The organism is Corynebacterium aquatimens (assembly GCF_030408395.1).
Classification (GTDB): domain Bacteria; phylum Actinomycetota; class Actinomycetes; order Mycobacteriales; family Mycobacteriaceae; genus Corynebacterium; species Corynebacterium aquatimens.
The window spans coordinates 665563-676860 of record NZ_CP046980.1 but is presented as its reverse complement, the minus strand read 5'-3'; the positions used below and the strand labels follow the sequence as shown (position 1 = coordinate 676860).

At 60.4% G+C, this 11298-nt stretch carries 12 protein-coding genes; 4 read left to right on the top strand and 8 right to left on the bottom strand.

Going from position 1 to position 11298, the window contains the following annotated elements; translation table 11 throughout:
• Positions 1-613: 613 nt before the first annotated feature.
• Both CAQUA_RS03125 and lepA read right to left on the bottom strand, forming a co-directional pair.
• Positions 614-1051 carry an ankyrin repeat domain-containing protein gene (locus CAQUA_RS03125; RefSeq protein WP_196824563.1) on the bottom strand — a complete coding sequence of 146 codons (438 nt, stop codon included), beginning with the start codon at positions 1049-1051 and terminating at the stop codon, positions 614-616.
• Between the two features lie 5 nt (positions 1052-1056).
• On the bottom strand, positions 1057-2901 hold the full coding sequence (lepA, locus tag CAQUA_RS03120; protein ID WP_196824564.1) for a translation elongation factor 4: 1845 nt from the start codon (positions 2899-2901) through the stop codon (positions 1057-1059).
• Between the two features lie 134 nt (positions 2902-3035).
• On the opposite strand from lepA, the gene CAQUA_RS03115 reads away from it, so the two are divergent.
• From CAQUA_RS03115 to CAQUA_RS03100, 4 genes are all read left to right on the top strand, one after another.
• Positions 3036-3734: a hypothetical protein gene (locus CAQUA_RS03115; RefSeq protein ID WP_196824565.1), complete on the top strand. Its 699-nt coding sequence runs from the start codon at positions 3036-3038 to the stop codon at positions 3732-3734.
• Between the two features lie 68 nt (positions 3735-3802).
• Positions 3803-4354 (top strand): type II toxin-antitoxin system PemK/MazF family toxin, encoded by a 552-nt coding sequence (locus tag CAQUA_RS03110; protein ID WP_196824566.1) that lies wholly within the window; start codon positions 3803-3805, stop codon positions 4352-4354.
• A 222-nt stretch (positions 4355-4576) separates the two neighbouring features.
• Entirely contained in the window at positions 4577-4846 is a 270-nt protein-coding gene (gene rpsT, locus CAQUA_RS03105) for a 30S ribosomal protein S20 (RefSeq protein ID WP_196824567.1), read from the top strand.
• Between the two features lie 107 nt (positions 4847-4953).
• Positions 4954-5955, top strand: a complete 1002-nt coding sequence (locus tag CAQUA_RS03100; RefSeq protein WP_196824568.1) for a CE1 family esterase — start codon at positions 4954-4956, stop codon at positions 5953-5955.
• 45 nt (positions 5956-6000) lie between these two features.
• On the opposite strand, the gene holA is transcribed toward CAQUA_RS03100, so the two are convergent.
• The 6 genes from holA to rsfS all read right to left on the bottom strand — a co-directional run bounded on the left by holA (position 6001) and on the right by rsfS (position 11280).
• A complete protein-coding gene (holA, locus tag CAQUA_RS03095) occupies positions 6001-6927 on the bottom strand; it encodes a DNA polymerase III subunit delta (RefSeq protein WP_196824569.1) in 927 nt (308 codons plus the stop codon).
• A gap of 11 nt (positions 6928-6938) precedes the next feature.
• A complete protein-coding gene (locus CAQUA_RS03090; protein WP_196824570.1) occupies positions 6939-8348 on the bottom strand; it encodes a ComEC/Rec2 family competence protein in 1410 nt (469 codons plus the stop codon).
• A 36-nt stretch (positions 8349-8384) separates the two neighbouring features.
• Positions 8385-9119 (bottom strand): ComEA family DNA-binding protein, encoded by a 735-nt coding sequence (locus CAQUA_RS03085; RefSeq protein WP_196824571.1) that lies wholly within the window; start codon positions 9117-9119, stop codon positions 8385-8387.
• 126 nt (positions 9120-9245) lie between these two features.
• A complete protein-coding gene (locus CAQUA_RS03080; protein ID WP_196825628.1) occupies positions 9246-10079 on the bottom strand; it encodes a DegV family protein in 834 nt (277 codons plus the stop codon).
• Complete coding sequence (locus tag CAQUA_RS03075; protein ID WP_196824572.1) at positions 10079-10753, bottom strand: histidine phosphatase family protein; 675 nt, start codon at positions 10751-10753, stop codon at positions 10079-10081. Before CAQUA_RS03075 ends, CAQUA_RS03080 begins: the two co-directional genes overlap by 1 nt.
• 14 nt (positions 10754-10767) lie before the next feature.
• Positions 10768-11280 carry a ribosome silencing factor gene (rsfS, locus tag CAQUA_RS03070; RefSeq protein WP_231375433.1) on the bottom strand — a complete coding sequence of 171 codons (513 nt, stop codon included), beginning with the start codon at positions 11278-11280 and terminating at the stop codon, positions 10768-10770.
• Between the last annotated feature and the right edge of the window lie 18 nt (positions 11281-11298).

Here is an 11298-nt window from a genome sequence, read left to right as displayed (position 1 = left end):
CAGCAGCACCCCCGCAGCACCCGCCAGCACCCCCTTGCTCTCCGTTCGACGATCCTGCCCACGGCAACATATAAGCCAAAGCGAAGTTGGCCGGGAGCCCCCGAAAAACGCGAAAAACGGCATTTTCCAGCCTTCCTGGCCAACTTCGCTTGCGCTTATAAGTTTCATCAGAAACCAAAACCGACGATTTTAAGCCGGGGAAGAGCCGAGCGGGCGAGACTCGGCGCCGAGCGGGAGGGACTCGAATCGGTCCGAGGATATCCGTGTCAGATCGGGCCAGATCCGAGGCGGTCTGGGGGCGGACGTACCTACCCATAGCTGGAATCGGCTGCGAGACGCCATGTCGCTGTCCCGGCCAAGCCGTACGGCAATCCTCCACGCGGCAACATATAAGCCAAAGCGAAGTTGGCCGGGAGCCCCCGAAAAACACGAAAAACGGCAATTTCCAGCCTTCCTGGCCAACTTCGCTTGCGCTTATAGGTTCCGACGGAAACTAAAACCGATGATTTGAGTTGGGGTTTAGGAGTTGGTGCTCGATGGAGGTTGGGCGGAGGGGTGGGGATGGAGGTAAGACCGAGGTCGCGGGTTGGCGCTAGGTTGGGGGTGGGCGGTTTTAAGCACCCGTGAAACGTTGCACCAGATCGTCGCGACCGAACATCTGGGCAGTGGCGATGGCGTCGGGAGTGCCCAGCGTCGGGTCGGCGCCGGCGGTAAGAAGCGCATCGATGACGGCGTCTTCTTTCTTGAACACAGCGCCGGCGATTGGGGTTTGGCCCCGCTCGTTGGTTTTGTCGGGGTTAGCGCCGCGTGCGGCAAGCGCCGCCACCAGGTCGGCGTGGCCGGAATACGCGGCAAGCATCAAAAAAGAGTTGCCGTCCTGGTTGGTCATGTCCACGTCAACGCCAGCGTCGATGTAGTCGAGCAGGCTGGCATCGCCGTTGCGGGCAAGGTCGAAGAGCTTTGCGGCGAACGCTTGGACGTCGTCCGGGACAGCCCCGGCGCTGCCGGGAAGGTTGTTGGTGTCCTCCGGACCGGTGGGGGTGTCAGCCATGGTGGTTACTCCTCGTCCGTCGAAAGTGCGGCGACGAAAGCTTCCTGCGGAACCGTGACGGAGCCGATAGCCTTCATGCGCTTCTTACCGGCTTTCTGCTTTTCCAGCAGTTTGCGTTTACGCGAAATGTCACCGCCGTAGCACTTGGACAAGACGTCCTTGCGCAGTGCACGGATGTTCTCGCGAGCGATGATCTTGGAGCCGATCGCGGCCTGGACGGGAACTTCAAACTGCTGGCGCGGGATGAGTTCCTTCAGCTTCTTGGTCATCTTGTTGCCGTACCACTGAGCAGAATCACGGTGGACGATGGCACTGAACGCGTCCACGGGTTCGCCCTGCAGAAGGATATCCACCTTCACCAGGTTGGCGGCCTGCTCGCCGGCTTCCTCATAGTTCAAAGACGCGTAACCCTTGGTGCGGGATTTCAGCATGTCAAAGAAATCAAAGATGATTTCACCAAGCGGCATAATGTAGCGCAGTTCAACGCGGTCCTCAGAGAGGTACTCCATGTTCTTCATCTGGCCGCGCTTGGTTTGGCAGAGCTCCATCGTGGTTCCCACAAATTCCTGCGGAACGATGATGGTCATGTTCACCGTTGGTTCGTAGACCTCTTGGAGTTTTCCGCCGGGCCAGTCAGATGGGTTGTGCACGTAGCTTTCGGTGCCGTCCTCCGCAATCACGCGGTACGTCACCGATGGCGCCGTGGAAATCAGGTCAAGGTCAAACTCGCGTTCTAGTCGGTCACGAGTGATTTCCATGTGGAGCAGGCCCAGGAATCCGCAGCGGAAACCAAAGCCCAGCGCCACGGAGGTCTCCGGTTCCCACGTCAACGAAGCGTCGTTAAGCTGAAGCTTTTCCAAGCTCTCACGCAGCGCGGGGAAGTCTTCCTGGCTCACCGGGAACAGGCCGGAGTAGACCATCGGCTTGACCTCTTCGAAGCCCGCCAAAGGTTCCTCAGCACCCTTGTTCGCCCAGGTCACGGTGTCACCGACGCGGGTTTCGCGCACGTCCTTCACGCCGGTGATTAGGTAGCCGACTTCGCCCGGGCCAAGCCCCTTCGTCTTCGTCATCGTGGGCGAGACCACGCCGATTTCCAAGGCGTCGTGCGTCACCGAAGTGTTCATCATCTTGATTTTTTGACCTGGCGTGAGCTTGCCGTCCATCATGCGCACGTACGTCACCACGCCACGGAACGTGTCATACACGGAGTCGAAGATCAGCGCGCGTGCAGGCGCGTCGGCGCCGTGCTCAGAGGTCGGCGGCGGAATCAGCTCAACGACCTTGTCCAAAAGCTCCGGCACACCTTGGCCGGTTTTGCCTGAGACGCGCAGAACTTCATCGACCTCACACCCAATGATGTGCGCGATTTCTTCGGCGTACTTGTCCGGATCAGCCGCGGGCAGATCAATCTTGTTCAACACCGGGATGATCTCAAGGTCATTGTCCATCGCCATATACAGGTTGGCTAGGGTCTGCGCTTCAATGCCTTGGGCTGCGTCGACAAGCAAAATTGCGCCTTCACACGCCTCGAGGGCGCGGGAGACTTCGTAGGAGAAGTCGACGTGGCCCGGGGTGTCAATCATCTGCAGCACCATGTTCTCCCCCTGGTGGGTGCCACTTTGAGGGATCCACGGCAGGCGCACGTTCTGCGCTTTGATGGTGATACCGCGCTCACGCTCAATGTCCATGTTGTCCAAGTACTGGTCACGCATGTCGCGCGCATCCACCACGTTGGACAGCTGCAAAATGCGGTCTGCCAGCGTGGACTTGCCGTGGTCGATGTGAGCAATGATGCAGAAATTGCGGATCCGCGCTGGGTCCGTGAACGTTTCAACCGCAAAATTCGTCATAACGCTAACAATCTAACAGCATCGCCCGCCCCAGGCGCACTTTCGCCCCGTTGACGGAATGTTTCCGGCCCCAGCGACGTTTCTATGTACGAATGAGCATGCTTGACCTGAAGCTAAACCACGAAAGGGAGCCCGTGACACCTACACACAATATGCCCGCGCGGTTCGGCGACCTTGGCGATTGGGATGCCTCGGTGGAGCTTTTCCCTCAGGACTTCACACTGTTCGCGATGCCACGTAGTGCTCGCACGCTTATCGACGGCTCCTCGGCGCACGTTTTTACTTCCCCGGCTGAACTTGATGCGTTCTTGGAAGCCGAAGACATGCGCAATGCCCCGGCGCGGAAGAAATCGGTTGCGAAGTGGGTGCTGCTCCTCGCCGGCGTTTTGTTAGTAGCCACCGGCGTAAGTTTTATCGCCGCGCTCTTTGCACTGTCCTGGCAACTGTTGGTTCTCTCTCTTGGCACCGCTTTCGCATCCTTTGTGGCGTTTTTCGCAAGCGCCGCTCTAGGTGTGAAAGAAGGCGTGGACATGATCACCGGGCACCCGCAGTACCGGCGTTTGAATCGTTCATTTGCCCAGAACCACCGCGCACTACCCGTGTTTTTTGCTGACACGAACACTCTCAGCGCAGAAGAGCGCGATGTACTGGCCAACTGCGTCGGCTTGTACAACTACTGCGCGGCCAACGATTTTGGCCTCACCCCGCAACGCTGGCGTGCGCTCACGCTCCGCGCTCTAACGGACGCCCGCACCGCCCGGGACCACAACGACCCTTCCGCGTTAGTACCCACCCGTGAATTGATCCGGCAGATTGAGGCTGGCGGGGTGTAAATCTGCGCGATTGAACCGTAGATTACTTCAGTATGGGCGTGCGGCTACCTAAGTTCTTTCCACCGAAGATGATTCGGTCTTGGCGCGCCCACGACGGTGCCACCAATGAGCCACCTCATGCGAAGCACCGCCTTGACCGCCGCCGTCGAGACACATCGGCACTTGATCAAGGATTAGACCTGCTCAACGAGCGCCTGGGGAACACCTCCGAGAAATTAAGTGATCTGCCGGTTGCGCACATTGAGGTCATCCCCACCGCGACGATGTCACGCAATATCTTTTACGCCCCCGATATGGACGGCCAAGCAGAATCGGGTGAAGTCGTGTGGTTCAGCCCGCCGACAGATCCTCCGCAAGAGAGGTCGATGCTTGTGGTGGGCCGCGACCGGCACGAAGTGCTAGGCCTGTTGATTTCAGCGAATGAAAACCACACCGATGATGAAGACTGGCTGCCGATCGGCAGCGGGGAATGGCAGGCATCCGGAACCCCGTGCTGGGTACGTCTGGACAAGGTGTTGTCTATCCCGGAAGACAATGTGCGCCGCCGCGGAACACTGTTTCCTCCCCGCCGCTTCGAGCGCATTGCCGATAGCCTGCGCAAGCGCTTCGACTGGAGCTGATTTTGGCCCTCAGCCCGGCCACGTTACACTAAGCAGCCGGACATTCACGCTCGTGGACAGGACCTTGGGTTCACGATTCTGATTCGCCACGGTAATTCACTCAGTGGATCACACCTGAATGGCGGAACAGATGTCGGTGAAAGTCTGTCGCTAGGTAGCACTAGCACCCTGATTGGAAAAGTCCAGTCAGGCATATTCAACACAGATCTAAGAGGTGTAGCTATGGCAAACATCAAGCAGCAGAAGAAGCGCGTACTGACCAACGAGAAGCGTCGTCAGCGCAACAAGTCCATTCGCTCCGCAGTTCGCACGGAGATCCGCAAGTTCAACGAGGCCGTTGAGTCTGGAGACCAGGCCGCAGCTTCAGACCAGCTTCGCGTTGCGTCCCGCAAACTGGACAAGGCTGTGACCAAGGGCGTGTTCCACCGCAACAACGCCGCTAACAAGAAGTCGAACATGGCCCGCGCATTCAACAAGATGGGCGAGAATTAAGCCTCTTCTTCGGGTTTTCAAAGAAAACCTCATAAGTTAACATTTTTCACACCAGCCACCCGTCTTTCGCCTTGACGGGTGGCTGTATATGTTTTACGCTCCTTTTCATGAAAATTTCACGCCGCGGCATCTGGGCCGCCATGGCCGCTGCCTTGCTGGGGATTTCCAGCATGGCTTCCCCCGCTCACGCACAGTTGTCGTCCGGTGCCGGCTCTTCCGAAGCCGATTTGAAGTTCTTCAGTGAAATGTCGTCTGCACTTTTGGACGCGCTGGGCGGCGGTGGCGGCGCTGGCGCCCCGAGCGTCCCCAGCCTGCCGTCCAACCCGTTTGTGCCGAGCCAAACGGTGACCAAGGCTACGACCGTGTGGGGCAAGGATCGTACCTACCACATTGTTTTGCCGGCCGGTTTTGACAGGTCCGTGTCCTACCCGGTGATTTTCGGTTTCGGTGGATGGCAGCACAACGCTACACGGACTCGTGCTTACGAGAAGCTTGAAACCGCAGCAGGCAGCCGCGCGATCGTCGTGTACCCAGAGGCCGATGCGTCCAAGGGCACCCCCGCATGGGCCGGCGCACCGTACTCCGGCACCCAAATCAGTGAGGACGTCCAGTTCATTCGCAACATCGTCAACGACCTCGCAGCCAACTACGGCGGTGACCGTTTCCGCGTCTACGCTGCGGGCCTGTCCAACGGCGGTGGCATGGCTCTGGCTCTCGGCTGCCACGCACCGAACTTGGTCAAGGGCGTTGCTGGCGTGGCCGGTGCTTACTACAACCCAACAGTGTCCAACTGCGTTGGCGGATCAGTGAAGACCCTGATCATGCACTCGAAGCAAGATGACGTTGTCCAGTACGGTGGCGGCACCCGCCACGGCGCACCGTACAAGGGCGTTCCTGCCGTCTATTACGAGACCGGTCTGCGCAACAGATGCAATGTTTCCGCCGCTGCCCCGAAGCGCGTTGGAAACACCGAAATTTTCCAGCACTCAGGCTGCGTGGCACCGACCAAGCTGATGAAGATCGATAGCACCGGCGCAGAGTATCCCGGGCACACCTGGTTTAACAACCCAAGCGCCACGTACGAAGTTGTGAATTTCTTCCTTAACTAACCCCGTAGATCAGTTAGTTCGCGCGCCGCATCGCCGCTGGTAACCCTAGACCAGTGACGCGATGCGGCGCACTGCGTTTTCTATCTCAAACTGCTCGTCTCCACCGTGGCCTTTCAGCGCGGAATCCAAGTCCGCAACGATGACTACAGCTTGGCTTACGGCTTCGCCTGACCACCGCCGGGCGGCCTGCATGGTCAGCTTTGCCGCATACGGGTGCATCCCTACTTCGCGCGCGATCGCGTTGTGGTCACCGCGGGTCTGGTACAGCTTGGCTATTTCCCCAACCTTGCGCGATAGTGCCACCGCGATGGCTACCGGTGCCACGCCCAGTTGGAGGGCCCGGCGCGTGCTAGCAATGGCGTTATCCGCGTTACCGGCGATCGCCTGATCCGCAATGTCAAAGCCAGACACCTCGGCCACACCGACGTAATAGGCGCGCACTGCAGGAACCGTGATTTCCCCATCGATGTCAGACACGAGCTGGTCAATGGCGGAGGCAAGCTCACGCAAATCTGAGCCCACGGATTCAAGCACAGCGTGCACCACGTCAGGCGTGGGGCGTACGCCGTGACGACGGAACTCGCTTGTCACCCACTGTGGCCGCTCCCACTGACTGATTGGATCCACCTGGTGCACGGTGGCAATTTTTGAATACTTTTTTACGTAGACCTTTTGCCGCCCGCCGCCGGAATGGACGAGTACCAGCGTCATTCCCGGCGGCGTATCCATCGCAGCAGCAAGGACGATTTCCTGGATCGCTTTACCCGCGAGGTCCAGGTTGGTAATCACCACAACCCGTTCTTCAGCAAACAGCGACGGGCTGGTCGCTTGGAGCAATTCCCCTTCCGACACCTCCCCCGCGCGCATGGTGGTCACTTCCGCTTGGGGGCCGGATTCTTCAATGATTTGTTCCGTCACCCTATCCGCGAGGAATTCTTCTTCCCCAAGGACCAAATGCACCGGTGCTGTCATGGAAGGAAAGTTTACTCGGCCCCGCGACACCGCCGCTTGGGTCGCATGCCGCGGAGTTGCCGGGGCGCAAGGATCGCGGCAAGAATCCACCCGTAGATCAGGCACACCGATGTAGGTTTGGCTGGCACGGTGGCCCATCCGACTCCGGCGAGTACGCGGGCCACGTTTCTAATCCACCAGGTGAGCGGGTGAATCACCCACAGCACCGGAGCGGCTAGGAAATCCAGCACAGGAATCTGTGCGAGGACAGCAGCGACAAAACCGAGAACCGTGATCAGCCCGGTCACGGGCGCTGCAGCAACGTTGGCGAGCACTGATACTAGAGATACGCGGCCCACCATCGCGGCAATGATCGGGGCTGTCACCATGTCGGCTGCGATCGCGACGGCAACCACGCGCAGCAGCAGGTCGGGTGCGCGAATGGGAACGCACACGTAGGCGATCGCGCGGTAGATCACAGGCGATAAAGCGATGATCCCCGCCGTTGCCGCGACGGAAAGCGCGAAGGCGTAATCAACCGCTAAGCCAGAATCCACCAGAACCAGTCCCACGACGGAAAGACACAACGCGTGGATTGGCTCCGCGCGCGAGGAACTGATGATCGCCACGAGTCCCACCAGCCCAGACACCGTCGCCCGCAGCACGGAAGGCTGCGGGCCCACCAACGCCGCGTAGACCATTAAGGCAACGCCCGCGCACACCAGCTGCGCGCGCAGACCCAGCCGGGCCATCCGCGCCACGAAAAGTGCCGCCGCAGCGACGTACATGCAGTTACTCCCGCTCACCGCGCTCAAGTGACTCAAGCCGGTGGCTATGTATTCCTGTTTCTCCTCGACGGTCTGCGCTGAGGTGTCCCCCAAAACCATGCCGGGGATGAGGCCCACGGAATCTCTCCCAACAAAGGCGTGAACAGCGGCGACGAAGTTCGCGCGCACCTCCCCGGCCAACGCCGCTACCCCCGTCGGGCCATGGAGCACCTCAACCGCACCGCTGATCGTGGCGGACCCCACCCCGGGGATCGTTGATTCACCGACCCGCCCCTGGCTACTCACTATCGCCCCGGTGACTACACCGTCCGGAAGATCCCGCGCAAACACCGGCACAGCATCTGGGTAGCCTTCGGGGCGCACGAGGACCAGCCACGTCCCGCCCGTCAGTTCTTTCGGTTCACCAGCCACGGCGCCCACCACGCCACCAGTAAAATCCCACGAACGCGCGATAGAAACACGCACCTTCGCCACCGCAGCGGAGATCAATCCGAGCCCCGCCGTGAGAATCGCCAGCCCCTCCTGCCGCACCACGCATAAGTAGGCCGCGGCACCGCACGACAACACGGCGGCCAGCCCCCAGCCATGCACGATCACCAGCGCAGCGGCCGCCCACACGACCACCGCCGGTGCAACCAGCCGCAGTTCGCTCATGCCCTCCCCCAGCGAATTCCCTACAACTGCAGTGCGCTAGAGAACGACCAAGTCTTTGACCGCATCAAACTTCGCCTGACCAATGCCTTTGACATCCATCAATTGCTCAACAGACGTGAACGGGCCGTTAGCTTCCCGGTGCGCAATGATCGCCGCCGCAGTGGCATCCCCAACCCCGGGCAGTTCTGTCAGCTGACTTGCCGTTGCAGAATTCAAGGAGATCGTCCCTGCCCCAGCCGCACCGCCTGAACCGCCACCGCCGGCGGCCGAAGCTCCCACGGCTCCCACCGGTGGCGCCTGGCCTTTAGCCAAAACAAGAATCTGCTGGCCGTCGATAAGCACCTGCGCTTGGTTGAGCGTAAGCAAATCCGCATCTGGCTGAGGGTGCGCCACCGCGAGAGCATCCGCGACGCGCGAGCCTGAATTCAAGGTCACGAGCCCAGGCTTATCGACGGCCCCCACTACCGACACCACAATCATCCCGTTCGCTCCCGGCTGCCCGGTGACACCGGGGGACCCAGGAGTCCCTGTGGTGCCGGTCTGCCAGGTGTCCTCGGTGGCCGCTGCGATCTGCTCCGGGGGACCCGTCTCCCCGCGCGTGTGGGCAGCCACCCACACGGCGCATAAGGTCACAACGACCGCCAGCGCGGCTATCGCTTGCTTCGGGCTTACCTCCACGCGCGGCGGTGGGTAGTCAACATCCATGATGTCTTCTTCGCCTGTTGGTCGGGTGAGTTCACGGATCCTGTCTGAAAGTGCTGTGTTCGTCATACCCGTGACGCTAGAACTAAAAACGACACCGTGTGCGCGCGACCAAAGCCACCTGTGGATAAACCTATTTCCGCAGCTGACAGGCCAAAAAGTTATCCACAGGCCCGCTGTGCGCAGCCGGAAGCGTTAATCCTCGGCGTCCGCCGGCGGATCTTGTAGTTCCAGTGCGTCGTTGAATACTGCGGAGACACCAATGGCGCCCGTGCCGGTATGCACCACGAGCGCTGGGGTGAGTTTCCGGATGATGACCCGCGAGTCGGGCGACAAGGCGTCGACAAGCATGGCCTTGAGCTCTTTCGACGCTTCCTTTTCTTCCCCCGAGTGCTGGATCACAACGAAGGCCGGGTCGCCGCTGGCGCGCTCGGCCACTAAGTCCGTCAGCTTCGCAAACGCCTTGGCCTGGGTGCGTGTTTTGGTGGCCAGCTCCAGCTTGCCTTCTTTGACGTGGAGGATCGGCTTGGTGGCCAATAAAGCAGCCGAAATCACGGACGCTGCCTTAGACAACCGGCCGGACTTGCGCATCTGCTCAAGCTGGTTCACGTACAGCCACGTTTCACTCGCCGCCAAGGTCTTTTCCGCAACGCGCACACACGTGGGCAGGTCTGCGCCCGACTTCGCGAATGACGCCGCGACGATCGCGGCCGCCCCCACTGCCATGCCGGCGGTATTGGTATCCACCACGTGCACTTTGCCGTCGAAAACCGCCGCGGCCGCCTCCGCCGCGGTCCACGTGGAGGACAATCGCTTTCCCACGTGCAGGGCGACTAGGCCCTTGTCCTTGCCGCGCTCAAGCTGACGCGCGTACGCCGCGGCGAGTTCCAGCGAGTTGAGGCCGCTGGTGGAGATGTCTTCTGACTGCTCAGTGTGGGTCATGTGAAGATCAAGCACGGTAATGCCCAGCTTCCGCGCGACCTTCTTGGGAATGCCTGCGGAGCTATCCACCACGACCCGGACCGCCATCAGATGGTCAGCCCCTGGTTCCATGCCTCCAAATACCACTGAACGTCATCCGGCCCCATGTCCGGAGTGAAGGCATCTGGGGTGTTGGCACCATCGAAGCGCGGACGCGCCGCCAGCTGCGACGTATTCGTGTTGTTCAGTCCCTTGAACATCGGGTACTGGGTCACATCTAGGCCCAGCAGACTCGAGGTCAGCGCGGCAATCGTTCCACCATGGGCGACAAATAAGACGGCTCGCCCGTCCCACTCAGTAAAGCTCGCCATCAGCTCATCGACGACGCTGCGTGCGCGCGCGGCCACCTGTACCCGTGACTCGCCCTTCGGCGGCGTCCACGTCGCGTCATGGCGCCACGTTGCGCGCGCGCCAACGAATTGCGCATCCACATCCACGCGTTTCATTCCCTGCCACGCGCCCAAGTGGGTTTCGCGCAAACGAGCATCCTTATCGACGGGTTGTCCCAGCGCCTGCCCAATAATCGCCGCGGTATCGTAGGCGCGCGATAAATCGGAGGAAACGATCTTAGCGATGTCGAAATTTTTCATCCACTGCCCCGCCGCGTGAGCCTGTTCGATGCCCACAGCGGACAGCTCCGTATCAAGCTGGCCCTGCATGCGCTTGTCGGCGTTATAGGTAGTTTGTCCGTGGCGCAAAAGGATCAATCGTCGAGTAGCCATGCGATGCGGATCCTTTACAGCCGCGAGCCGAACGCCGCGGTGCCGTAATCACCGTAACCCTCGTCGTCTTCGTCCGCAGGGCCTTCGCCAGCGAGCGGTAGATCCTCGATGGACTCAAGCTGACGGAAATCAACGTCGGCGCTGTACTGGCCCGGCGCAGGTGCGGCGTCAATGCCCTCGACCTCAATGCGCGGGCAGTCCGCGTAGAGGCGATCGAGACCGTAGAATTCACGCTCCGCGTCCCGCTGAACGTGGACGACGAAACTGCCGTAGTCCAGCAACACCCACCGGTATTCACGGTTGCCCTCGCGCCGCTTTGGCTCGACACCTTGCTTTGTCAACGCGTCCTCGATCTCTTCGACGATCGCGGAGACTTGGCGCTCATTATCGGCCGAGACAACAACGAAGATGTCGGTGATAGCCATGACATCAGACACGTCAATCACGGCAATGTGGCGGCCAATTTTTTCATCGGCGGCGCGTGCAGCGATTACGGCAAGGTCGCGGGCGGTATCAGAGGCAGTCAAACGGGCGGGTCCTTTCAG

What these genes read in the sequence shown, in the direction of transcription:
- CAQUA_RS03090 (WP_196824570.1), bottom strand. Translation starts at nt 8,348, where the DNA reads ATGAGCGAACTGCGGCTGGTTGCACCGGCGGTGGTCGTGTGGGCGGCC.
- CAQUA_RS03100 (WP_196824568.1), top strand. Translation starts at nt 4,954, where the DNA reads ATGAAAATTTCACGCCGCGGCATCTGGGCCGCCATGGCCGCTGCCTTG.
- CAQUA_RS03085 (WP_196824571.1), bottom strand. Translation starts at nt 9,119, where the DNA reads ATGACGAACACAGCACTTTCAGACAGGATCCGTGAACTCACCCGACCA.
- lepA (WP_196824564.1), bottom strand. Translation starts at nt 2,901, where the DNA reads ATGACGAATTTTGCGGTTGAAACGTTCACGGACCCAGCGCGGATCCGC.
- CAQUA_RS03080 (WP_196825628.1), bottom strand. Translation starts at nt 10,079, where the DNA reads ATGGCGGTCCGGGTCGTGGTGGATAGCTCCGCAGGCATTCCCAAGAAG.
- rpsT (WP_196824567.1), top strand. Translation starts at nt 4,577, where the DNA reads ATGGCAAACATCAAGCAGCAGAAGAAGCGCGTACTGACCAACGAGAAG.
- CAQUA_RS03075 (WP_196824572.1), bottom strand. Translation starts at nt 10,753, where the DNA reads ATGGCTACTCGACGATTGATCCTTTTGCGCCACGGACAAACTACCTAT.
- CAQUA_RS03125 (WP_196824563.1), bottom strand. Translation starts at nt 1,051, where the DNA reads ATGGCTGACACCCCCACCGGTCCGGAGGACACCAACAACCTTCCCGGC.
- holA (WP_196824569.1), bottom strand. Translation starts at nt 6,927, where the DNA reads ATGACAGCACCGGTGCATTTGGTCCTTGGGGAAGAAGAATTCCTCGCG.
- CAQUA_RS03110 (WP_196824566.1), top strand. Translation starts at nt 3,803, where the DNA reads ATGATTCGGTCTTGGCGCGCCCACGACGGTGCCACCAATGAGCCACCT.